Origin of the sequence: Streptomyces sp. NPDC048338, assembly GCF_043201055.1 — a bacterium.
Lineage (GTDB): Bacteria > Actinomycetota > Actinomycetes > Streptomycetales > Streptomycetaceae > Streptomyces.
The window spans coordinates 37,999-60,706 of record NZ_JBICYQ010000023.1 but is presented as its reverse complement, the minus strand read 5'-3'; the positions used below and the strand labels follow the sequence as shown (position 1 = coordinate 60,706).

Annotated in this window: 18 protein-coding genes and 2 pseudogenes; 11 read left to right on the top strand and 9 right to left on the bottom strand. The window is 68.2% G+C overall.

What is annotated here, in order from left to right:
* From cysD to ACGFZF_RS36600, 6 genes are all read left to right on the top strand, one after another.
* The coding region (cysD, locus tag ACGFZF_RS36625) for a sulfate adenylyltransferase subunit CysD (protein WP_393561517.1) at positions 1-432 on the top strand (432 nt) is incomplete at its 5' end.
* 8 nt (positions 433-440) lie between these two features.
* Entirely contained in the window at positions 441-1,760 is a 1,320-nt protein-coding gene (locus ACGFZF_RS36620; protein ID WP_393561524.1) for a sulfate adenylyltransferase subunit 1, read from the top strand.
* A 40-nt stretch (positions 1,761-1,800) separates the two neighbouring features.
* Positions 1,801-2,022 (top strand): hypothetical protein, encoded by a 222-nt coding sequence (locus ACGFZF_RS36615; protein ID WP_393561515.1) that lies wholly within the window; start codon positions 1,801-1,803, stop codon positions 2,020-2,022.
* A 75-nt stretch (positions 2,023-2,097) separates the two neighbouring features.
* Positions 2,098-4,371 carry a TOMM precursor leader peptide-binding protein gene (locus ACGFZF_RS36610; protein ID WP_393561513.1) on the top strand — a complete coding sequence of 758 codons (2,274 nt, stop codon included), beginning with the start codon at positions 2,098-2,100 and terminating at the stop codon, positions 4,369-4,371.
* A 30-nt stretch (positions 4,372-4,401) separates the two neighbouring features.
* A complete protein-coding gene (locus ACGFZF_RS36605; RefSeq protein WP_393561511.1) occupies positions 4,402-6,012 on the top strand; it encodes a SagB family peptide dehydrogenase in 1,611 nt (536 codons plus the stop codon).
* A gap of 148 nt (positions 6,013-6,160) precedes the next feature.
* Entirely contained in the window at positions 6,161-7,354 is a 1,194-nt protein-coding gene (locus ACGFZF_RS36600) for a histidine kinase (protein ID WP_393561509.1), read from the top strand.
* A 14-nt stretch (positions 7,355-7,368) separates the two neighbouring features.
* Here ACGFZF_RS36600 and ACGFZF_RS36595 read toward each other — a convergent pair whose 3' ends face one another.
* From ACGFZF_RS36595 to ACGFZF_RS36575, 5 genes and pseudogenes are all read right to left on the bottom strand, one after another.
* Entirely contained in the window at positions 7,369-7,974 is a 606-nt protein-coding gene (locus ACGFZF_RS36595) for a DNA-binding response regulator (protein WP_393561507.1), read from the bottom strand.
* Positions 7,975-8,259: 285 nt separating this feature from the next.
* Positions 8,260-8,460, bottom strand: a pseudogene (locus ACGFZF_RS36590) (YdeI/OmpD-associated family protein); the annotation flags it as partial.
* 49 nt (positions 8,461-8,509) lie between these two features.
* Positions 8,510-10,432 carry an NAD(P)-binding domain-containing protein gene (locus tag ACGFZF_RS36585; protein WP_393561505.1) on the bottom strand — a complete coding sequence of 641 codons (1,923 nt, stop codon included), beginning with the start codon at positions 10,430-10,432 and terminating at the stop codon, positions 8,510-8,512.
* 99 nt (positions 10,433-10,531) lie between these two features.
* A complete protein-coding gene (locus tag ACGFZF_RS36580; protein ID WP_393561503.1) occupies positions 10,532-11,059 on the bottom strand; it encodes an SRPBCC family protein in 528 nt (175 codons plus the stop codon).
* Complete coding sequence (locus ACGFZF_RS36575) at positions 11,056-12,645, bottom strand: aldehyde dehydrogenase family protein (protein ID WP_393561501.1); 1,590 nt, start codon at positions 12,643-12,645, stop codon at positions 11,056-11,058. The genes ACGFZF_RS36580 and ACGFZF_RS36575 overlap by 4 nt, the downstream gene beginning before the upstream one ends.
* 234 nt (positions 12,646-12,879) lie before the next feature.
* Here ACGFZF_RS36575 and ACGFZF_RS36570 point away from each other — a divergent pair, with 234 nt between their 5' ends.
* The 3 genes from ACGFZF_RS36570 to ACGFZF_RS36560 all read left to right on the top strand — a co-directional run bounded on the left by ACGFZF_RS36570 (position 12,880) and on the right by ACGFZF_RS36560 (position 15,313).
* Positions 12,880-13,638 (top strand): hypothetical protein, encoded by a 759-nt coding sequence (locus ACGFZF_RS36570; protein ID WP_393561499.1) that lies wholly within the window; start codon positions 12,880-12,882, stop codon positions 13,636-13,638.
* 8 nt (positions 13,639-13,646) lie between these two features.
* A complete protein-coding gene (locus ACGFZF_RS36565) occupies positions 13,647-14,069 on the top strand; it encodes a hypothetical protein (RefSeq protein ID WP_393561497.1) in 423 nt (140 codons plus the stop codon).
* Positions 14,070-14,200: 131 nt separating this feature from the next.
* Positions 14,201-15,313 (top strand): endonuclease NucS domain-containing protein, encoded by a 1,113-nt coding sequence (locus tag ACGFZF_RS36560; RefSeq protein ID WP_393561495.1) that lies wholly within the window; start codon positions 14,201-14,203, stop codon positions 15,311-15,313.
* A gap of 67 nt (positions 15,314-15,380) precedes the next feature.
* Here the strand turns inward: ACGFZF_RS36560 and ACGFZF_RS36555 are convergent, their stop codons facing one another.
* A complete protein-coding gene (locus ACGFZF_RS36555; RefSeq protein WP_393561493.1) occupies positions 15,381-16,220 on the bottom strand; it encodes a hypothetical protein in 840 nt (279 codons plus the stop codon).
* Positions 16,221-16,396: 176 nt separating this feature from the next.
* On the bottom strand, positions 16,397-16,774 hold the full coding sequence (locus tag ACGFZF_RS36550; protein WP_393561492.1) for a hypothetical protein: 378 nt from the start codon (positions 16,772-16,774) through the stop codon (positions 16,397-16,399).
* Between the two features lie 649 nt (positions 16,775-17,423).
* On the opposite strand from ACGFZF_RS36550, the gene ACGFZF_RS36545 reads away from it, so the two are divergent.
* On the top strand, positions 17,424-18,302 hold the full coding sequence (locus tag ACGFZF_RS36545) for a hypothetical protein (RefSeq protein ID WP_393561490.1): 879 nt from the start codon (positions 17,424-17,426) through the stop codon (positions 18,300-18,302).
* Between the two features lie 4 nt (positions 18,303-18,306).
* Positions 18,307-20,421, top strand: a complete 2,115-nt coding sequence (locus tag ACGFZF_RS36540) for a DNA methyltransferase (protein WP_393561488.1) — start codon at positions 18,307-18,309, stop codon at positions 20,419-20,421.
* A 247-nt stretch (positions 20,422-20,668) separates the two neighbouring features.
* Here the strand turns inward: ACGFZF_RS36540 and ACGFZF_RS36535 are convergent.
* A pseudogene (locus tag ACGFZF_RS36535) lies at positions 20,669-21,360 on the bottom strand (transposase).
* 260 nt (positions 21,361-21,620) lie between these two features.
* Positions 21,621-22,706: an MAE_28990/MAE_18760 family HEPN-like nuclease gene (locus ACGFZF_RS36530; RefSeq protein ID WP_393561486.1), complete on the bottom strand. Its 1,086-nt coding sequence runs from the start codon at positions 22,704-22,706 to the stop codon at positions 21,621-21,623.
* Between the last annotated feature and the right edge of the window lie 2 nt (positions 22,707-22,708).

The following is a 22,708-nucleotide window of genomic DNA, read 5'->3' as shown; positions in this document are numbered from 1 at the left end:
CCCCGCCGCCAGCGCCCCGAACTGTGGTCCCTCTACAACGGCCGCCACGCCCCCGGCGAACACGTCCGCGTCTTCCCCCTGTCCAACTGGACCGAACTCGACGTCTGGCAGTACATCCAGCGCGAGAGGATCGAGCTGCCGGAGATCTACTACGCCCACGAACGCGAGGTCTTCGCCCGCCACGGCATGTGGCTCGCCCCCGGCGACTGGGGCGGCCCGCGCGAGGGCGAACGACTGGAGACCCGCCGGGTCCGCTACCGCACCGTCGGCGACATGTCCTGCACCGGCGCCGTCGAGTCCACCGCCGCCACCGTCGAGTCCGTGATCGACGAGATCGCCGCCTCCCGGCTCACCGAGCGGGGCGCCACCCGCGCCGACGACAAGATGTCCGAGGCGGCCATGGAAGACCGCAAACGCGAAGGGTACTTCTAGCCGTGAACATCACCGAAGCGCCGAACGGCGCAGCCCGCGCCGCCGGTCCGCGCACCGCCGTGGACACCCTGCGGTTCGCCACCGCCGGCTCCGTCGACGACGGCAAGTCCACCCTGGTGGGCCGGCTGCTGCACGACTCCAAGTCCGTCCTCGCCGACCAGCTGGAGGCCGTCGAGCACGCCTCCCGCTCCCGCGGCCAGGAAGCACCCGACCTGGCCCTGCTCACCGACGGCCTGCGCGCCGAACGCGAGCAGGGCATCACCATCGACGTCGCCTACCGCTACTTCGCCACCACCCACCGCCGGTTCATCCTCGCCGACACCCCCGGCCACGTGCAGTACACCCGCAACATGGTCACCGGCGCCTCCACCGCCGACCTCGCCCTCGTCCTGGTCGACGCCCGCAACGGCGTCGTCGAACAGACCCGCCGCCACCTGGCCGTCGCCGCCCTGCTCCGCATCCGCCACGTCACCCTCGTGGTGAACAAGATGGACCTGGTGGACTGCTCCGAGGAGGTGTTCGCCCGCACCGCGGCCGCCTTCTCCGCGTGCGCCGCCGCGCTCGGCGTCGAGCGGGTGACCGCCATCCCGATCTCGGCCCTCGCCGGCGACAACGTCGTACGCCCCTCCGAGCGCATGGACTGGTACGCCGGACCCACCGTCCTGGAGCACCTGGAGTCGGTGCCGGTCGGCGCCGACCCCCGCACCGAGACCGCCCGACTGCCGGTCCAGTACGTCATCCGCCCCGGCACCGCGGCCCACCCCGACTACCGGGGCTACGCCGGCCAGATCACCTCCGGCGTGCTGCGGGTCGGCGACCGGATCACCGCCCTGCCGTCCGGCGGCGTCAGCACCGTCGCCGCCATCGACACCCTCGACGGCACCACCACCGACGCCGCCTGGGCGCCGCAGTCCGTGACCGTACGGCTCACCGACGACCTCGACATCTCCCGCGGCGACCTGATCGCCCCGGCCGCCTCGGCGCCCCACGCCGTCCGGCGCCTCACCGCGACCGTCTGCCACCTCGGCGAACAGCCGCTGTACGCCGGCCGCCAGGTGCTGCTGCGGCACACCACCCGCACCGTGCGGGCCGTCGTCGTCGAGATCTCCTCACGGCTCGACCTGGAGGACCTGTCCGAGCGCCCCGGCACCGACTCGCTCGGCGTCAACGACATCGGCCGGATCGTCCTGCGCACCGCCGAACCGATCGCCCTGGACGGCTACGCCGACTTCCGGCGCACGGGATCGTTCCTGCTCGTCGACCCCGTCGACGGCGCCACCCTGACCGCCGGAATGGCGGACGGCCCGACCGCCGCGGAAGGGGTGTGACGCCCTCGCGAGATGACCATGAGAACTTCACGTCGGCCCGGTGACACAGGCACTGTCGGCCCTTCCGGCGGACCAGCAGACTCTTCCCCGTCAGCAGGAACACACCACCGGAAGGGCCGACATGAACCTCAACATCACCACCGCCGCCACCGCCGCCCCCGTCGTCGAGGACCTGGTCATCGAGGACTTCGGCGGAGCGGTCGTCGAGCAGTACCAGCCCGGCACCTGCATCTGCTGGACCGGCGACCTGATCGCCGAGTAGCCCGCTCCACCCCGCACCACACGGCAACCGCGACACCGACCGTCCACAGGCCGCACACCAGACAGGGGGAACACGGTGGCACATCGCCAGGGCACCACGAACGGACTCGGGTTCAAGCCTCATCTGAAGGCCGAAGTCGTCCCCGGAGAGGGCGTGTTCCTCATCTCCGAGCGCGGAGTCACCGCGCTGCGTGGATCCTGCGTCACCACTCTCGCCCCGCTCCTGGACGGCACCCGCACCCTCGACCGACTGATCGCCGACGCCGCCGGCACCCTCCCCGCCGACCAGGTACGCCAGGTCGTCACCCGGCTCCTCGGAACCGGCCTCCTCACCCACCGGGCACCGGACACCACCACCGCCGGCTCGGGCGAGGCCTTCTGGGAACTGGCCGGAGTCGACGGCGACGAGGCCGCACGCCGCACCGGCAGCGCCACCGTCGTGGGCATCGGCACCGGCTCCGAAGCCGGCCCCGGAACCGAGGAACTCCGCGCCGCCCTCGCCGCCGCCGGCCTGCGCATCCACCGCACCGGCACCGACACCGAGGCACCCGGCCTGGCCGTCGTCCTGTGCGACAGCTACCTCGACCCCGCGCTGGCCGACCTGGACACCGCGTACCGCGCCGCCGGCACCCCCTGGCTCCCCGTCCGCCTCACCGGCGAACAGCCCTGGATCGGGCCCGTGTTCCAGCCCGACGAAGGTCCCTGCTGGCAGTGCCTCGCCGAGCCGCTGCGCCGCAACCGCCCCGCGGAGACCTACCTCGGCCGGGCCCTCGGCCGCCCCGTCAGCGTGCCCCCCTCCGGCCTGGCCGCCGGCCGCGCCGTCGGACTCCACCTCGCCTGCCTCGAAGCCGTCAAGTGGATGGCCGGACACCGCCACTCCGGCCAGAGCTCCCTGTGGACCATGGACACCCTCACCCTCGCGGGCCGCCACCACCCCGTTCGAAGACGCCCACAGTGCCCCACCTGCGGAGACCCCGAGGTGACCGCACGCCGCATCTGGGCCCCCGTCCGCCCGGTCAGCCGCCCCAAGTCCGGCACCGGCACCGGGGAGCGCTCCCTCACCCCCGAGGAGATGCTCGAACGGTACGGACACCTCGTCGACGAACTGACCGGTGTGGTCAAGGAGGTCCGCCGCGACCGGCGCGACCCCGGCTTCCTCAACTGCTTCCACTCCGGACACAATCCGGCCACCTCGCCCACCGGCCTCGCCGCCGTGCGCGCCGGCCTGCGCAGCCACAGCTCCGGCAAGGGCACCACCCCGCTGCAGGCCCAGGTCAGCGCCCTGTGCGAGGCCGTCGAGCGCCACAGCGGCTACCGCCAGGGCGACGAACCCACCCTGCGGGCCTCCTACCGCGAGGTCGCCGAGCGGGCCGTCCACCCCGACACCGTCCAGCTCTTCGACCCCCGCCAGTTCCCCGACCGGGCCACCTGGAACGCCGAACACCCCCCGGCCCACCGGGTCTGCGCCCCCTTCGACGAGGACACCCCCGTCGACTGGACCCCGGTCTGGTCGCTGACCGCGGACCGCCACCGGCTGCTGCCCACCTCGATGCTCTACTACGACACCCCCTGCCCCTCCGGCTTCTTCTCCGCGCACTCCAACGGCACCGCCGCGGGCAGCTCCCGTGAGGACGCCATCGTGCAGGGGTTCCTGGAACTCGTCGAACGCGACGCCGTCGCCCTGTGGTGGTACAACCGCACCCGGCAGCCCGGCGTCGACCTCGCCTCCTTCGGGGACTCCTGGATCGAGGCGACGCGGGCCGCGCACACCGAACTGGACCGCGAACTGTGGGTCCTCGACCTCACCAGCGACCTCGGCGTCCCGGTCTTCGCCGCGCTGTCCCGCCGCACCGACAAGCCCGCCGAGGACATCACCCTGGGATTCGGCGCCCACTTCGACCCCCGGATCGCCCTGCGGCGCGCCGTCGCCGAGGTCAACCAGATGCTGCCGCCCGTCGTGAACGTCACCGCCGACGGCGCCGGCTACACCTGCGACGACCCGGTGCCGCTGCACTGGTGGCGCACCGCCACCACCACGAACCAGCCCTACCTGCTGCCCGCCGGCCCCGACCGCACCCCCGCCGACTTCCCGTACACCCCGCGCACCGACCTGGCCGACGACGTGGCCGCCGCCGAGGCGCTCGCCCGGGGACTCGGCAGCGAGCTCCTGGTCCTCGACCAGACCCGGGCCGACATCGGTCTCCCCGTCGTCAAGGTGATCGTGCCCGGACTGCGCACCTTCTGGACCCGCTTCGCCCCCGGCCGGCTCTTCGACGTACCGGTCCGGCTGGGCCGCCTCGCCACCCCGACCCGCTACGAGGACCTCAACCCGGTCCCGCTCTTCCTGTGACACCGTCGCGCCACCCGTGAGGTCCCGGTCATGAAGTCTTCCGCTCCGCCCGCACCGCGGGACACCCGGCTCATCGAACTCTGGTCGCTCCGTGAGGACACCACGGTGGAGACGGTGGCGGACGATCCCGGGACGGGCCTGGTCAGCACCCGATGGGACGAGATCCGGCTCCCCATGGCCGACCCGGTGGTCTCCCGGGCCCTCGAACGCATGACGTACGGCCCGGTGTCGCTCGACAACGTCCTGCCCGGCTTCAGCGACACCCGCTCGCTGCCGGGAGACCCTCGCCGTGCCGCACTGCGCTCCACCCTGGAGGCGGTGCGGCACGCCGTGATCCGTACGCTCGCGCTCGCCGACGGCACCGAGCAGATGTCCGTCGTGCCGATCGTGCGCGAGGCCCGCTTCACCCCGCGGTCGGCCGCCCCGGACGGCGTCCACCGGCTCTCCCGGTTCGCCACCCTGCGCGTCGGATCCCGCGACATGGTGCTCGAATCGCCGCTCAGCTCGCACCGGGTGCTGCTGCACACCCCGCAGGCCATGTGGCTGGTCAGCTGTTACGTCCGCCCCGCCTCGGTCCGCGAGACGGCCCGGCTGCTCGACGTGCCGCTCGACGTCGTGCGTACGGCGGTCGGCTATCTGGAGGCGGCGGGCATGCTCGTGCCCGCCGTCCGCCGCGCCGGTGCGGACCCGGCCGGCGCCGAGGGCCGCGCCGCCGCGCGCGCGGCGGCCCCCGGCGCGGGCCGGGACGGCGCCACGGGGCCGGCGGCCGGCGCCGCGGGCGGTCCCTGGGACCCGGAGTCCCACCCCCACCCCCTCGCCTTCGCCGAGGACCGCGACCCCGCGCTGGAGCACTGGTCGCCGCGCGAGCTGATGCTGCACAACCGCAGCAGGCCCGGCCTGCACGACGAGCCGCTCGGACTGGCCGGCGGGACGGCCGAGGCGCCGAAGGACGCCCGGGAGCACCCGGACTCCGACGCGGTGCCCCTGGTCCTCCCGGTGCCCGACCTCGACCTGGTCCTCGCCCGCGACCCACGGCTCACCACCGTCCTCGAGTCCCGCCGGTCGGTCCGCGCCGACGGCGGGCTCCCGCTCTCCCTGGCCCAGCTGGGCGAGCTGCTGTACCGCACGGCTCGCGCCCGGCCCGCGGCCGGCCGCCCCTACCCGAGCGCCGGCTCCGTCTACCCGCTGGAGCTGTACGTCACCGTCGCCGGCTCCGGCGAACTCCCGCGCGGCGCCTACCACTACGATCCGGCCGCCCACACCCTCTTCCCGCTGCGCACGGATCCGGCCTTGGTCGACGCGCTGCTGGAGGAGGCCGGCGCGAACGCCGGACTGAGCGAGGAACCGCCCGTACTGATCAGCATGACCGCCCGATTCCGGCGGATGAACGTCGCCTTCCCCGGCATCGCCTACAGCGTGCTGCTCAAGGAGGTCGGAGCGCTCCAGCAGACGCTCTACCTGGTCTCCACCGCCATGGGCATCGGCCCGTGCGCCCTGGCGTTCGGCGACACCGCGACCTCCGCCCGCGCCTTCGGACTCGACTGGCGCGCCGAGTCGGGCGTCGGCGAGTTCGTCCTCGCCGCCGTGCCGACCGGAGCGGTTCCGGCCGAGTCCGGCGGAGCCGCCACGAGACGCCCTTGACCGGAGATACCGTCCCTGTACGTCACCTACTCCGCCTATGCTGCACTTCCCGTGCGAAAACGCAGTCGAGTAGGGAGCCCCTGTGCGATGGTCACGCCCCGCCGATTCAGACGCATTTCTCACTCATCGGGTCACCGAGGGAGGTGAGTTGGCGCCGCGCGTCGCCGGGACCATCACCGTCGTCGTCATCCTCTGCTTCTTCGCCGTCGCCCTGACCTACGCGGTGCGCGGCGGATTCGGAGCCGGTGAACTCGCCCTGTGCGGAGTCCTGATGCTGATGCTGCTCTCCGTCCAGCTCAGCCATTCGTTCCCCGACTGGATACCGCGGGCGGCCCGTTACCGGCGGGCGACCCTCGCCTTCCAGGCGGTCCTCACCTTCGCCCCGTTCGCCCTGTTCGGTGCCGCCTGGCTGGGCATGCCGGGATTCCTGGCCGCGTCCTCCCTGCTCGTGCTGAGGTCGGCGGTCGGCTGGGCGGCCTTCGCCGCGGTCATCGTCGCCACCGGCGTCGTGCAGTTCGCCGTCGGGTACGGGGTCGGCCAGCTCGCCTACAACACGGTCGCCACCATGCTCACCGGCCTGGTGGTCTACGGCCTCAGCCGGCTGTCCGGCCTGATCCGCGAAGTGCAGGCGGCGCGCGAGGAACTGGTCCGGCTGGCCGTCACGCAGGAACGTCTCCGCTTCGCACGCGACCTGCACGACCTGCTCGGATTCAGCCTCTCCACCATCACGCTCAAGTGCGAACTCGCCCACCGGCTCGTACGGGTGGCGCCCGAGCGGGCCGAGATGGAGATCACCGAGATCGTCCAGACCGCCCGGCAGGCCCTCACCGACGTCCGCTCGGTGGCCAGCAGCTACGTACAGATGAACCTCAACCGCGAGGTGGAGTCGGCCGGTTCGCTGCTGCGCGCGGTGGGCATCCGCACCGACATCCGCGTCACCCAGGAACCGCTGCACGCCTCCGTCGACACGGTCCTCGCGACCGTGCTGCGCGAGGGCGTGACGAACCTGCTGCGGCACAGCAAGGCGCAGCACTGCGTCATCGAGGCGCGGCACGAGGACGGGATCGTCCGGCTGTGCATCTCCAACGACGGTCTGCGCGACCGCGACGCCTCCCACTGCCCCGAGGGCGAGGGCGTCACGGGCGGCGTGGGGCTGCGCAGCCTCGCCATCCGCGCCGAGGCGCTGGGCGGGCGGCTCTCCTGCCGCGTCCGCCCGGACGGCTGGTTCGAACTCGCGGTGGACCTCCCGGCCCAGGCCGCCACCGGAACGGTCCCGGCGGAGGACGCCCCGGCCCCCGCCGCCGAGGACGCCGGACCGGACCTCGCGCCGGCGGAGGGCTGAGGGGCGGGATCCCGTCAGAGCCAGCCGGCGTCCCGGGCGATGCGGACCGCGTCCATGCGGTTGCGGGCGTTGAGCTTCGTCACCACCGTGGTCAGGTAGTTGCGCACGGTCCCCGCGGACAGGAAGAGCTTCCGCGCGATCTCCGGCGCGTCCAGGCCCTGGGCCGCCAGCCGCAGCACCTCGCTCTCCCGCGCGCTCAACGGGCTGCCACCGGTCTGCAGCGTGGCCAGCGCGAGCTGCGGGTCCACGACCTGCTCCCCGGCGACCACCTGGTGGATCGCGGCGGCGAGCCGGGTCGGGTCGGCGTCCTTGAGCAGGAACCCCGACACCTTGGCCTCCAGCGCCCGACGCAGGTTCCCCGGCCTGCCGAGGCTGGTCAGGATGATCGTCTTGCAGGCCGGCAGTTCCCGGCTGAGCAGCTCCGCGGCCCGGATGCCGTCGATGCCGGGCATGTCGATGTCCAGGACCGCCACATCGGGCCGGGTCTCCAACGCGACCGGGAGCACCCGGTCCCCGTTGTCCGCCTCACCGACCACCTCGATGCCGTCCTCCAGCTCCAGCAGCGATACCAGGGCCCGCCGCAGCATCAGCATGTCGTCCGCGAGCAGCACTCGGATCACAGTAAGTCCCCCCTCACGGACCCCCCGTGAGGCCCGTTCGCGAGGTGAATGCTACTGGGGGAAGGGCGAATTGGCGGATAATCGACCTTTGTTGGCGGTGTACTCCCAGGTCAGCGGGTGGGTACGGACACGGGTGCCGCCGCGGAAGCCCTCGCTCCTGACCACATCGCTCACCGCGGGGGAGGGTCCGGCCGTGCCCGACGGACGATGGGGGAGGGGGCGCCCGACGGCGACGGGGAAGCGGCCGCGGTGTCCGGCGGGCGCGGGGCCGGCCGGACCACGGGTTCAGGCCCGCTTCCGGGGCCCGTACGGCGGGTCGCCCGCCGCGAGCCGATCGACGTACCCGGCGATCCGCCGGGCCCGGGTCTCCGGCCGTACGGCCTTCTCCACCTGGAGCAGGATCTGGTAGCGGTTGCTCCTGCTCAGTGCCTCGAAGGCGGCCGCCGCGCCCGGCGCCGCGTCCAGCGCGGCCCGCAGGTCCGACGGGACCTCCGCGGTGCTCTGGGGCGCGTACGCGGCGGCCCACCGTCCGTCGTCATGCGGCCGTGTCCACCTCCACGCTCCGTTCCGCGGCCGCGGCGGTCGTGGTGGTCGGGGTGGAGCGCTCCGCGTCCGGTACGGCGTTGAGCGGCCGGCCCTGCGCCTCCGCCTCGGCCTTGACGCGCTCCAGCGTCCTGAGCATGCCCTCGCGCAGCTCCTCGGTGTGGTTCTCGTAGCCGCCCAGCATCATCTCGGCGAAGGACGCCGTGCGCTTGCGCTGGCCCGCGTTCTGCCCGGAGACGTCCCACACCTCGGTGAGCAGCGTGCCGCCCCGCCCGTCCCGCTCCAGCCGGTAGCCCCAGCGCACCCCGTTGGTGGTGGTGTGGAACGCGAAGGACTTGCCGCGCTCCGACTGCTCGACCGTGTTGGAGGTGATCCAGAAGACCCGGCCACGCCGGTTGATCCCGATGAAGCGCGCGCCGACCCCGCGCTTCGAGCCGCGCCAGTAGCAGCGACGGCACTCCGGGCTCCACTGCCCCATCCGCGTCACGTCGCTGATCAGGTCCCACACCACCTCGGGAGCGGCGTCGATGCGGATCGACACCTCCTCGGGGCGGTAGTCGACGAGCACCGGCTCCACGGCCGCGCCGCGCCCCTTCTTCGCCAGCCGGGCACCGCGGCGCCGCACCCCGCGCAGCTCGGCCAGGTACGGATAGTGGTCCACCTGCATGGTGTGGCGCTTCGAGGTGATGTAGCGCTTGGCGAGCTTCTCCTTGTACCCGGTGATCTCGCGGCGCATCTTCTCCGCCGACGGCAGGGCCGCCCGGCCCTGGAGCAGGTCCGCCACCCACTGCGACTGCGCCTCGGCGAGGACCGTGGTCGCGCCCAGCGGCTGGAAGAGGCCGACGAAGTACAGACCGGAGTGCTGCGGGTCGACCACCCGGTGGAAGAGGGAGACGTCGTTGTCCGTCGGGGCCATCACGGACTCGTCCAGGAACGGGAAGCTGACCTTGTAGCCGGTGCTGTAGATGACCGCGTCGATCACCTCGCTGCTGCCGTCGGTGAAGTGCACGGTGTCGCCGTCGAAGTGGGAGACGTTCGGCTTGACGGACAGGCCGCCGTGGCCGAGGCGGGGGAGCAGCGACTCCGAGACGGTCGGGTGCGAGTTGAAGAGCTTGTGGCCCGGCTCGGGCAGGCCGAAGTCGGTGACCTTGCCGATCGTCATGCGCAGCAGCGCGGCCATCACCCAGCGCTGCGTCTCGCGGGGCATGACCCGGGTGATGAACGGGCTGATCATGTCGTCGCCCGGCTTGCCGAACATGAACTTCGGGAAGACGTAGCCGCCGGTCCGGATGGACAGGAACGTGCGCTCCGAGACGGTGGAGGTCTCCACCGCGATGTCCGAGGCCGAGTTGCCGAAGCCGAGGACGAGCACCCGCTTGCCGGCGTACTCGTCCGGGACCTTGTAGTAGTGCGAGTGGATCTGGGTGCCGGTGAAGCCGTCCGCGCCGGGGAACGCGGGCTCGGGGTCGCGCGGGTCCCAGTGGTGGCCGTTGGCCACGATCACCGAGCCGTAGTGGCGCACGGTCTCCTCGCCGGTGTCGCGGTGGCGCGCGGTGACGGTCCAGCCACCGCCCTCGGCGGGCTCCACATGGGTGACCAGGGTGCGGAAGGCGATCGCCTCGCGGAAGCCGAAGTGGTCGACGTAGTCGTCCAGGTAGCGGGCGATCTGGACGTGGTCCGGGTAGTGCGGGTAGTCCTTCGGCATCGGGTAGCTGCGGTACTCCGACAGCTTCTTCGACGTGTTGATGTGCAGGGAGCGGTATCCCGAGGACATCCCGTTGTCGTTGAGGTAGCGCCAGTTGCCGCCGACCTGGGAGCCGGCTTCGTACGCGTCGAAGGGGATCCCGCGTTCGTGCAGGACCTGGCAGGCGGCGAGTCCCGACCAGCCCGCTCCGATGATGCAGACGTTCTCCATGGTGTGTGCTTCTCCTTGTGGGCCGAGGCCGGCCGGTGCTGCCGACCGGTGTGGTCAGGACTGCCGGAGGTGCTGGGTCCGGTCCGCCGACCGGTGTGGTCAGGACTGCCGGAGGTGCTCGGTGGGGTCGCCGAGGTAGTAGTGGCCGTCGGTGACCCGCACGGGACCGCCGGCGACCGCGGTGACGACCTGGTGGGCGCTGCGGACCAGGATGTGCCCGACGGCCGAGTCGATCGCGCCGGCGAGATGGGGCACGCTCGTGCGGTAGTTGATCTCGAAGGCGACCTCGCTGCCGCCACCGGGGACGTCGGTGCTCGTCCAGGACCCCTTCAGCTCCTGGAAGTCCCCGCTGACCTGCTCGAAGGCGATCCGGTGCGTACCCTCGCCCTCCGGACCGGTGCGCCGGACGTCCTGGACCCAGCAGGCCGTACCGCCGCGGAAGGCGAGCACCCAGGCCTGCCGCCCGTCCCCGCCCCCGCTTCCGTCTCCCGCACCGGCCGCGTCCCCGTCGGCGGAGACGGACACGATGTCCTCGGCGTACGAGGGGAACGCCTTCTGGTCGGCGAGGCGCTCGATCACCTCGGCGGCCGTCGCCGGCACCGTGACCTTCAGTACGCGGGTGGTCATGACGCATGCTCCTTGTCGGATGCCGGGCGCAGGATGCTCACGCCCTGCAGCCGTGTGGTGCGCAGCATCGGGTGGCTCGCCTCTCCGAAGGCCCCGCCGGTGAGGCCCGGGCCGCCCTGGTTGGGCAGGAAGGGGACGAAGCCGCTGTGCGAGTCGTTGATCTTCAGGTTTCCGGCGTTGGTGACCCCGTCCAGGAAGCGCCCGACCATCTCCGGGTCGCCGGACCAGACGGAGTTGCGCAGGCCGTACGCGTTCGAGTTGACGAACTCGAGCACCTCGACCAGGAGATCCTCGTCCGAGGAACCGGCCTCCGGAACGATGATCGGAAGCAGCGGGAAGAAGGTCTCGTCGCGTACGACGGAGAGCGACCGGGCACCCCGCATCCCGTCGACCCGGACGACGGTCGGCTCGACGAAGAACCCCGTGCTCGACGGCGTCCCGTCCACCTCCAGCCGGCGTCCGCCGTGCACGAGCTTCGCGCTCTTGGCGAGCGCCTCGCCCAGGCAGCCGTAGAACCAGTCGACGCCGAGCACTGGGGTGAGCACCACACCGGGCTCGTCGGGGAAGCCGGGCCTGATCTCGGCCGTGGCCTCGACGACCCGGGCGATCAGCTCGTCGGCGATCGCCGGGTGGGCGACGACCTGGTTGGGCACGTTGCAGATCTGGCCGGAGTTCAGGAAGAACTGCGTGATGGACTCCACCGCCGCGTCGAGGTCGGCGTCGTGCCACACCACGCAGCAGTCGTTGCCCGCGAGCTCCAGGATCGGCTTCTTGCCCGCCGCGACGGCGTCGGCCTCGAACTCCAGGCCCTTCTTGCTGCCGCCGAAGTAGAGGACGTCGTCGACGTGCTCGCTGGCCAGCCAGGTCTCCAGCATCGGCGCCCCGCAGAACGCGTTGACCGTACCGGCAGGCGCGCCCATCTCCTCCAGCACCGGGGCCACGACCTCGCGCATCGCGTACATGCAGCTGAGCGCGACGCCGCGCGGCGCCCGCACCACCACGGTGTTGCCGGCGAGCAGGGCGGTGAGGCCGTTCAGCGCGTTCACGGTCGCCGCGTTCTGCGGCGGGTTGATGCACACGACGCCGTCGGGAAGGCGCCGCAGAATCATCTCCCGCTCGCCGTCACGGCGCCGGAACTCCAATTGCTCCGCACACCATTCGAGCGTCTCCTTGCTCCAGCTGGTGAACGGAATTCCGGTGAGCATTCCCTCGGCCGCGTCCCGGGGAGTCCCTTCCGCGACCAGGATCTCGACGAGCGGCGCACGGTGCTCCAGAAGCCGCTCACCGATACGCCGCCCCACCTCCAGACGCCGCTCCAGCGGCACCAGCCGCCACTCGGCGGCGGCCCGTGCGGCGGCCTCCAGCGCCTGTCGCGCCATGGTCTCGTCGGCCACCACACAGGCTCCGACGACCTGTTCCCCGGCCGTATCCGGACTGACGATCCCCAGATCGAGGTCGCGCTTGAGACGCAGGCTGGGGAAGGTGTCCTCGATCAGGGCACGGGCCGTCACGGTGTGCACGAACTGCGGATTGTCGCCGGTGATGTCCTGGCCACCGATGTAGGCCGGATATACCCCGAACTTCATTTCGCCTCCTTCGGTCAGTCCGAATACGGCTGACGTTTCCGTTCACGCTAGGGCGACGGGGAGGGGGCGACAATGCGCTCCGGATCAGGCCTCCTTATCGAAGCGATGGAACCGACACCGGGCGGTCCGCCACGTGCCTCACCTCGTGAACTGCCGATCGGTGCACCGCAGTTGACTAGACTCGGCAGTCGGCGCGATCGACGCGTCCGGTCGGACCTCGGGGGAGGGAACGGCATGGAGACGGCACGGGTCTTCTTCGGCCTCGCGGCGCCGCTGGTGGTCTCGTGGGAACGCGACTGGTTCAGGGACCGACCCTGGCCGGCGATCCTCCTCACGCTCGCGTACGGCGGATACGCCATCGCCCCGTACCGGCACGAGACGAAGCCCTGGATCGCCTTCGCGGCGGCCGGACTCCTGGCCCTGGGCTCGGCGATCCTCCTCCACCGCCCGGGCACCCTGTCCCTCGGCTTCTCCGTCACCACCCCGGTGACCCTCGGGCCGATGAGCAGCGCGAGGAGGAGCGGCACGTTCGTCATCGGGCTCGCGGCGCTCACCGGGCTCTGGGCGGCTGCCCCGACGACGGTGGACCTCGGCAACCGGCTGCTCCTGAGCGACCGGGTGACCGTGATGGTCTCCGCCATGCTGCTGGCGGTGTTCGGCGGAGGGTCCCTCGTGAAGGCCGCGACGGACCCGGTGGAACGGGAGATCCACGCCCTGGCCGCCGGGCCCGCGAAGACGATGGCCCTCCAGCTGATCGACAGCGGCGGCCGGAACATCGGCCTCTTCGAACGCGGGATCCTGTTCCTCTTCCTCGCGGCCGGCCAGCCGGAGGCGGCGGCACTCGTCCTGGCGGCCAAGGCACTCGCACGCGCCCCCGTCGACCACGTCAATCACGCCTCGAAGTACTTCCTCGTCGGTACGCTGGTCAGCGTCCTCGCTGCGGCGGCCATGAGCATGGCGGCACGCACAGCGGTCGGGCTGTCCGCCCTGTAGGAGGTTCGGTGGTTCCGTTGGAGCTCAGGCGGCACCCACTCGTCCACCGGCTGCTCTCCCTGGAACTGCCCCCCACCGACTACGTGGTGGCGGGAAGCGGGCCGCTCCTCGCCCACGGCCTCCGTGACGAGGTCAGCGACCTGGACGTCGTGGCGCGCGGCGACGCCTGGAAGATCGCCCTGACCCTCGCCCCGGCCACCCCGGCCGCCTCCGGCCACGGCCTCGTGGTGCCGCTCTTCGACGGCACCGTCGAGGTCTTCGACCACTGGCTCCCGGGAGGCCCCGACACCGACGCGCTGATCGACGGCGCCGAGATGATCCAGGGCATCCCCTTCTGCCCCCTGCCGGAGGTCCTCGCCTGGAAACTCCGCTCGGGCCGGACGAAGGACCAGGCGGACATCAGGGCGATGACCAAGCACCTGGGGCTCTGAGGCCCGCCGGAGCGGGAGGCTCGCCGAGGGGCCCGTCCGACGCCCGCGGACGGGCATACTGACTCCCGCTCGGCCGATCGTGCCCTGACCCGAACCCGCAGGGGCGTGAACCGAGCGGAAGGGGACGGGACATGCCGCTCGAATTCGGACTGTGGCGGGTGGACGACACACCCGTACGCGTCGCCACCCGGGCCATGCCCCTGGAATCCCGTCTGGAGCAGCTCATCGAGGCCGACCCGGGCATCCTCGGGTCCCCGCTCCTGCTGATCGGCCGGCAGGTGACCACCCAGTACGGCAAGGTCGTCGACCTGCTCGGGATGGACGCCGAAGGCGGCCTGCACGTCCTCGAACTCAAGCGGGACCGCACGCCCCGCGAGGTGGTGGCGCAGGTCCTCGACTACGGCTCCTGGGTCCAGGACCTCACCAACGAGCAGATCCGCGACATCTACGCCTCGTACGCCCGCGGGCGGGGGCTGCCGGCGGAGCTGGACGAGGCGTTCGCGCTCCGGTTCGGCGGCAGCCCGCCGGAGGTGCTGAACGCGAACCACGCCCTGACCGTCGTGGCGAGCGAGATCGACCCGGCGACCGAACGCATCGTCACCTACCTGGCGTCCGGCTTCCAGGTACCGGTCAACGTGCTCTTCTTCCGCTACTTCGAGGACGAGGGCCGCTCGTACCTGGCGCGCACCTGGCTCATCGACGAGACGGAGACCGCCGCACCACCGGCCGGCGGCAAGCGGCGCGGCAAGCAGGAGCCGTGGAACGGGACGGACTGGTACGTCTCGTTCGGGGACGACCCGGCCGGGCGGGACTGGGACGACGCCCTGCGCCACGGCTTCGTCTCGGCCGGCGGCGGCGACTGGTTCTCCCGCACGCTCCGCTCCCTGCCGCTCGGGGCCCGGGTGTTCACGCACATCCCCAGGACGGGTTACGTGGGCGTCGGCACGGTCTCCGGCGAACCGCAGCCGTTCGCCGACGCCCTCCTCGACGTCGACGGCGAGCCCCGCCGAATGGCGGACCTCCCGCTGAAGGGCACCTACCGACGGGCCGGGGACGAGGCGGACGGCGCGGACGAGGACCGCCGCGAATGGATCGTCCCCGTCACCTGGGAACGCGCCGTCCCCCGCGACCAGGCACTGTGGCGCCCGGGCTTCTTCGCCAACCAGAACTCGGCCTGCAAGCTCCGGGCCCGCTTCACGATCGAGGAGGTCTCCCGCCACTTCGGCCTCACGGAGGAGCTCTGAGACGCGGGGGTTGCCGGCACGGGCCGGTGCCGGAGCGCGGGGCTAGCCGGAGGCAGCACGCCAGGCATCACGGAGCGGATCGACTGTGCAGCTCGATCTTGGCTGCACGGATGAAGCGCGCTTCCGCCTCACTGAAGCGGTTGACGGCATCGAGGTAGGAGCCGCTGGAGGTCGGGGGACGAGACGACCACCCCTCCAACAAGGCCGCGAACTCGTCGTCGTCCAGCGAACCGGGTGGCAACTCCCGCCAGGCGTCCCGACAGGCTCGCTCCGCCTGCCCATCCGGCTCATCGAGTCCCGACGGGCGCCGGGAGCGGAAGCCGACGAACGCCTCCAGCAGCCGTGCGGCCGGAACCCTGACGCCCGACGTCTGGTCATCGGTCAGACGGCTGAGCTTGCCCCATGCCCTCTCGTACGTCGCCTGCCGGCCGAGGTGATGACCCATCATCTGGGCCGCGTCCGCCATTCCGGCGGCAGGGGCGGCCACCTCGTCGGGGCCCTCCAGCTCGATGATCGTCTGAGCCGCCTTGAGGGTCGCGAGCGCATCGTCCACGGCGGCCTTCCCGGCCCTGATGCCCTCCTCCGACAGACCGTGCTCGTTGTCCGTGGCGAACCGCTCGCCCTGCTCCTGGACGCGGTTCGCCGCGAGGAGGAAGGAGGCGTACGCCTCCCGCTGGACCCCGCGTCGCCACTGCACGTGCGCGGCGCTCGCCTGGGCGCCAACGGCGTCCAAGGCGGCGCGGTACGCGGACTCGGCCTGTGCCAGCCCCGCCCTGCTGGTGGCCTCCGCCGCGCGCAGAGCCGCCTTCATCTGCCAGCGGCCGATCAGTATGCTCGCCGGAATCCCGATCAACGCGACCCCGGCCGCAGCCAGCGCGCCTATCACCTCAAGGCCCATGGCGGCCATGCTGCCGCAACCGGATGGTGGGGCCACACACATTCCGTCCCCCTGCGGCTCTGTTCAGCCCGCGGGGAGCGTCCGCCGAGAGGCGGACCGCAAGGTGTCCGGGGTGGGGCCCCGGGACTCCTCCCGGGGCCTTCGTGGCGCGAACGGACAAAGCCCCGCCGGCCGTTCGCACGGATTCAGCACGTGGCGCTGCTGGAGATCCTTATCCCGTTGACGACATAGGCGTCGGCGAACACCGTCGAGGTGTTGGGCGGAAGGCAGATCGAACCCCCGCTCTGGAGCCGCAGGTACACCACGTCGTCGTTCCGGGTGTTCATGACCCCGTAGTGCGGCCGGGGCGTGACCGCCTGATAGGAACTCGTGACGTCCTTGTACTTCGATATCGGGGTGCCCGCGTTCAGGGCGCTGTTGCTCACGTAGAAGCACACGTAGGGGTACGGACACCCGTGGGTGGAGCCCTCCGCCTGGGCCGCGGACGCACCGGTCACGGACAGGGCCGCGACGGCGGCGCCCACCCCCGCGAAACCGGCGAACTTCCGGATGACGGACTTCATGGAACCTCCGAGAACTGGGTCGACTGATGAGGCCCGCCCGCCGCCGACGACCGACAGAGGCGAGACGGGAGCGCAGCCACGCGAAGGCGCGCCGCTGCCACGAACACAGGACGCTCCAGCAGGACTTGACCGTTCCCGCCCGGCCCCGCTTGCCACCGCTCCGCCAACACCGCGGCACCCCCGGATCCATACGAAGATCTTCCGCCCGGCGTTCACCCCCAAGGGGCTCGCTGCGCTCGCACTGAAGCCCAGGTCGCCGACGATCCGGACCGACCGACTGACTGACCGCCTCACCGACCCGACGTCGCTCCGGTCGCTGCCGCCATCGGCGACCGGTTGCGATGCCGCTGATCCCCGGGCTGCCCCCCTGGCGGACGCAGCGCACAGGAGCCCTGCACACCCAGCACATCGTTCGCCGCTAGTAGTCCACAGACCCCGTCATACGCCCGCTCCGAGCCGCACACGCCGCGCATGCAAGAAGACCCCGTCCTCAGCATCTCTGCTGGTGGCGGGGTCTTTAGGCACTTCCTGCGAAGTGCCCCCGGCAGGATTCGAACCTGCGCACACGGCTCCGGAGGGCGTTGCGATCCTAGGAGAAGTAGCAGGTCGCCGCCTTGGGCGCTTTCTGAAGGACGCGATCCGTCCACGCATGGTCCACGATGCCATTAGTGTTGCCCGGCAAGTCGAGGGTGGGGTACGGGACGACGTAAAAGGGCGAATCGTGACAATCATGACAGTTGCCTCAATTTTTATCTCTTGCTACGACGCCATGCAGCGTGGTGAATTGATTCACCGCAGAAGCAGGCGGGACAAAGAGTTCCACTTTCAGGATTGGGTCGGTGACCGAATCACCGAAACAGGATTTTCATGGGAAGTAGCCAAGCGGAACAAATACCCTGACTACATCATGGCTGACTACCTCGAAGGATTCGAGGTGAAGGGGTTGGAGACTCCCGGGAGGCAGGTAGATTTCGACTGCAATAGTCAGCTCGCGACAGGCATGCATGAAGGGAGATCGGTTTACTACATCTTCGGGCGCTACCCGAAAAGATTCGAGGGAGATCAGTTCCCGGTTCTTGACCTAGTAATCTGTCATGGCGATTTCCTGAACGCTCAACATGACTATGTCCATAAGAATGACAGCTTCCGTGATTTCGGATCCTATGGTGATATCCTGGTACGCGATCGAAAAATGTATGTCGCTCCCACACCTTACGCGTTGGCGGATGGCCTTACCTCGAATTGCACATTGATCGCACCAAAAGACGAAATGCTTGACGGGGCTGATCATCTAAGGGAGGTCGGCTCCTTGGTTCGGGCCGATGCTGATAAGATTGCAGCTAAGTACACCTTCGACTTCCGCGATAACTCATTGCGCACGGAGTTGGCGGATAATCCGACAGCCGGATTCACTCGCGCCTTCACTGCGTTTAGGGTAAAGAGCGATCCGGCTGGTGAAGTTGGCATGAAGCCCGTGAGGCGTATCCCACGACAGTCCCTACTGGATGAGAACGATGAACCATTCTGATCACTTGGCTCTCTTCGACGCTGCCTTGCCATTTCATCGGGGCATCCCGAGCTCGTCCGCGCTGGAATCGGGGTTCCCTGCGGCCGAGCTCAGCAAGATCGCGGAGAACGAGTCATGGCGTAAGGAAGTTCATCGGCCAGCTACGAGTACTCATAAATGGTGGGCCAAGCGTCTGGGGAGTGTGTTCCGCGGCATCATTGCGGCTGCAGTAACTGAAGCAGACGGCGACGCCCTTAAGACTTATAGCAGTCCTGTGAATCTTGATGGTCTGGTTGTACTTGATCCGTTCGCGGGTTCCGGTACGACTGTTGTCGAAGCAGCTAAAATGGGCGCAAGCGTCATCGGTTCTGATATCAATCCGGTTGCAACACTGGTGCAACGCCAAGCTGTGCAGCAGTGGGACATTTCTGAGTTGCGCCGAGCCTTTAAGCTTGTCGAGTCAAAAAGCCGTGAAGAGATTGATCGCGTTCATCGCGCTGAAAGCGGTGAGCCGGTTCTCTACTACTTCTGGGTCACAGTAGCCAACTGCCCTCAATGCGAGGCGAGAACCCGCCTTTTCTCGACTCATGTTTTCTCGCAACACGCTTACCCTAAAAGGGTTCCTGAAGCGCAAATCGTTTGCCCGGTATGCTTGGACGTGCAAGCTGGACGATACGACTTTGAATCAGCAGAATGCCGCAATGGTCACAAGTTTGAGCGCGTTGGCGCAGTGAATCGCACCCTAGTTACGTGCCCCAACGGGCACACTTCCAAGGTGCTTGATGCTTTGGATGGCAAAACTCCAGAGCGTGAAATGTATGCAAAGCTTGTTCTAGGGTTTGATGGGAAGAAGCGATACGAACCCATCAATGCCTTTGATAGGTCTCTGTATACAGAGTGCATTAACCTTTTGCAAACAAATGAATGTGACCTCGTGCTGCCGGTCGGTCAACTTGAGCTGGGAGAGAATACCCGCCAGGCGATGAGGTGGGGATTTACGGAATGGCGTCAATTCTTTAACGAGCGGCAACTTTATTCGCTGGGGTTGCTCGGTTCTGCGATTCGTGACGTAAGCGCGGGCGATGCCGAGAGAGAGGCGCTAGTTGCACTATTCTCAGGAACGCTCGAATTTAACAACATGTTCTGTTCCTTCAAGGGGGAAGGGACAGGTGCGGTCAGGCACATGTTCAGTCATCACATCCTCAAACCTGAGCGTACGCCGCTCGAGGCGCACCCTTGGGGCACACCTGCGTCGTCTGGATCATTTTCTACGCTCTTCCGTAGCCGCATTATTCGTGCACACGATTACAAGACTGAGCCCTTTGACCAGGTGCTGATTAATGGCGCTGTACAGAGGACCGCGGGTTTGTCCGTCCCGTTCGAGGTGAAACCCCTCGAAGCATGGCCGGAGCAGGGGCTGGGACGCAGGCAGGTTTACCTCCGGAACGGCGATTCGTCGCGCACTGATCTGCCTTCAGGGTCTGTGGACCTCATCGTGACTGATCCACCCTACATGGATAACGTTCACTACTCGGAACTTGCCGATTTCTTCCACGCTTGGCTCATGGGGATGGAACCCTTCTCGGGATACCCATCGTTTGCCCAGACAACGAGAAGTACGGAAGAGGTGCAGAGCGCTGATCCGCGGCAGTTCGGTGATGCGATCTCGCGTGTTTGGAAGGAATGCGAGCGTATCTTGAAGCCGGGAGGCTTGTTGGCTTTCACATTCCACCAGGCTCGATTGACAGGGTGGGTAAGCCTTGTGGAGGCACTGTTCAACGCCGGCCTTGGGGTTACGGCTATTCAACCCATCAAGGGTGAGATGAGTACGAGTGTCACGAAGGGTGGAAATGAACCCTCGAATCTTGACTCGATCATTGTATGCAGGAAAAGGAAAGAAATTCCTGCTGGTTCCGACTCGCCTGAGGCTGCAGCGGCACGAGGAGAGAGGCTACTGCGTGAACTGCAGGAGGCAGGTATTCAGGTTGGCATCGGAGACGTGAAATCGGTAATCCGTGGGCATGTGCTCGCGACTTACACGCTCGGTCAGGGACGGACTCTTTCAGACCTGGCAGAGCTGGCTGAGTCTTTGACGAGCAGCAGCGTGGTTCGTCTCTGCGGCGCGAGTGTCAGCGGCTAACACGATGAGCTTTGTGGTTCAGCGGTGACCAGTGGCGCTTCGGCCGGCACTGATACGCGAGGTCGGCGTAGCGACTTTGGCCGGGAGCTGCTTTGGCGCGAGTGATCATGGCCCCGTAAGCTTCCGGCGCGTCGGGCAGTCTCTGGACCTGCCCGCTAAGCACGACGTTGGGGCCATGATCTTCGAGGCTCGCGCCAACGTGGCTGGCTAAAGTCGCGGAGCCGACCGCTTCAGCCACGACGGTTTTCTATAACGTCAGGTGGCTGATGGCTACGCGTAGGCGTCGAAAGCCGTGGAGCCAGGCGATGGTCCGCTCTACGACCCAGCGGTGCACTCCGAGGCCGGAGCCGTGCGAGACACCGCGGCGGGCGATCACCGGTTTGATGCCCTGGGCCCGGACGAGGCGGCGGTACTTGTCGTGGTCGTAGCCGCGGTCGCCGAGGAGGCTGTCGGGTCGGCGGCGCGGCCGTCCGACCAGGCCGGCGACCGACGGGATCTTGTCCAGCAGGGGTATCAGCTGGGTGACGTCGTTGCGGTTGCCACCGGTCAGCGAGGCGGCGAGGGGGACTGGATCGCTTTTGGGCCCCGTCGAGCTGCCCTGACGTGGGAGGAGTTGTCCGGCTTCTTCGCGGCCCGCAGCTTCTTCAGCAGCAGCCGATGCAGTTGATCCCACACGCCGGCATCGTTCCAGGCGGCCAGACGCCGTCAGCAGGTCATCCCGGACCCGAAGCCCAACTCCTGCGGCAGGTACTCCCACTGGATCCCGGTATGCAGCACGAACAGGATCCCGCAGAGCGCCTGCCGGTCCGGCACCCGAGGACGCCCCTCCACCTGCTTCGGAGCCCGCTCAGGAAGCAACGGCTCGATCAACGACCACACTTCATCCGACACGGTCCACGGCCGAGACTGGCGTTTTCCCACGTCCAGACCAACGACCATCCGAACCGAAAGTCACATGATCAACAACTTCTGTTAGGACCTCTTGGGGAGCTGTCATGAGAGACCGAGCTTTGCTGGTCCCCCTGCTTCCTTGCTGGAATTGACCGGATACGCCACCTGCGCAACTCGCGCTCTCGGGGCCCTGCGAAGACGGCTAGTTACGGGCGAGATGCCGTCGACCAGGACGAGGTTCTGTGCAAGTTTGTTGGCATCGGCAGCGGCGCTGATGACCTCGAAGAAGGATGCCGTTGGCGCGCTGATCAGGTGCTTGCTGTCTCCTGCGGCCGACCGCTGTCGAGCTCGTCTGACGTTTCATTGGAAAGGGAATCAAGGAACTCCGCATCTGCGAGGAGGGCGGAGAGCTCTGTGCTGAGAGAACCAACTTTCCCAACAAAGATTACATCCGGCGTCAACGTCATTCCGATGCAACCGTCCTCTGCTTGCAGCGCATCCTTTGCCAGACAATGCGCTTCCATGTCCTCGTCTTTTAGGGTGCGGATTTTTGCTGCACGCAGTCTTGAAGATCCCTTTTCGATGCCGAAGACCGTGTCACCCACCGAGATTTCCGTGGCTTCCAGAACAATGATATGAGCCATTGGCTTCGCGTAGTACTGCTTGACGTAACCGACTAGCGCCGGCGACAGATGTAGGAAGGTGGCTTTTCTAATCTCATCGAATATCGCGGTGACCAGCTTCTTGAGAACCTCGCAGATTGCCGTGAGGATGTCGGAACTAGCCAGATCGACGTAGTCTCCGTGCGCGATTTCATTTCGACGACTGACCAAGTCCGCTAGAACGCTTTCGATATCCTTGTACAGTCCGGATAGGACTCCATCCTGCAGCGTCTTGATGTCGATCTTACCGATTGAGTCGCTGAAACTTACATTTACTCTTCTCAGCAAATCTGACATCATGTCGCCTTTAAGATTCCTGTCATGGAAGCTGAGCGCAATTCCGCTGAGGGTGTAGTCCTCCGCCCCGTCGAGGCATGATGCCAAACTGCGTAGCATCTCATCGATATTGTCTCGATCTAGACGGCCCCCGCTATCCCTGGTAAGCAGTTGCCGGGCTTGGCTGTCATGGGCCTTTTGAATGTTCTCGGGCAAGTCTGCGTACACAGGAAAAAAGGTGGCACACAGGGATGCGTAACGCGCGATGATGTCATCCACAAACTGCTCGAGGCATCCATATAGATTGATAATAGAGCCCGAGTAGACGAGGCGGCGCCATTCCGAGTTTCGTGCTGATTCCCTTGTCTCTGTTAGTGACTGCAGCTTCTCGTCGAACTCCAAAGCTGAGAGGATTTCGTCGAAGCGCGCGAGAGCGGCCTTCAAGATTCCATGCATGC

Coding starts and splice junctions, on each gene's coding strand:
- ACGFZF_RS36560 (WP_393561495.1), top strand. CDS start 14,201: ATGCCGCTCGAATTCGGACTGTGGCGGGTGGACGACACACCCGTACGC.
- ACGFZF_RS36530 (WP_393561486.1), bottom strand. CDS start 22,706: ATGCATGGAATCTTGAAGGCCGCTCTCGCGCGCTTCGACGAAATCCTC.
- ACGFZF_RS36575 (WP_393561501.1), bottom strand. CDS start 12,645: ATGAAGTTCGGGGTATATCCGGCCTACATCGGTGGCCAGGACATCACC.
- ACGFZF_RS36555 (WP_393561493.1), bottom strand. CDS start 16,220: ATGGCCGCCATGGGCCTTGAGGTGATAGGCGCGCTGGCTGCGGCCGGG.
- ACGFZF_RS36585 (WP_393561505.1), bottom strand. CDS start 10,432: ATGGAGAACGTCTGCATCATCGGAGCGGGCTGGTCGGGACTCGCCGCC.
- ACGFZF_RS36570 (WP_393561499.1), top strand. CDS start 12,880: ATGGAGACGGCACGGGTCTTCTTCGGCCTCGCGGCGCCGCTGGTGGTC.
- ACGFZF_RS36605 (WP_393561511.1), top strand. CDS start 4,402: ATGAAGTCTTCCGCTCCGCCCGCACCGCGGGACACCCGGCTCATCGAA.
- ACGFZF_RS36580 (WP_393561503.1), bottom strand. CDS start 11,059: ATGACCACCCGCGTACTGAAGGTCACGGTGCCGGCGACGGCCGCCGAG.
- ACGFZF_RS36545 (WP_393561490.1), top strand. CDS start 17,424: ATGGTCCACGATGCCATTAGTGTTGCCCGGCAAGTCGAGGGTGGGGTA.
- ACGFZF_RS36550 (WP_393561492.1), bottom strand. CDS start 16,774: ATGAAGTCCGTCATCCGGAAGTTCGCCGGTTTCGCGGGGGTGGGCGCC.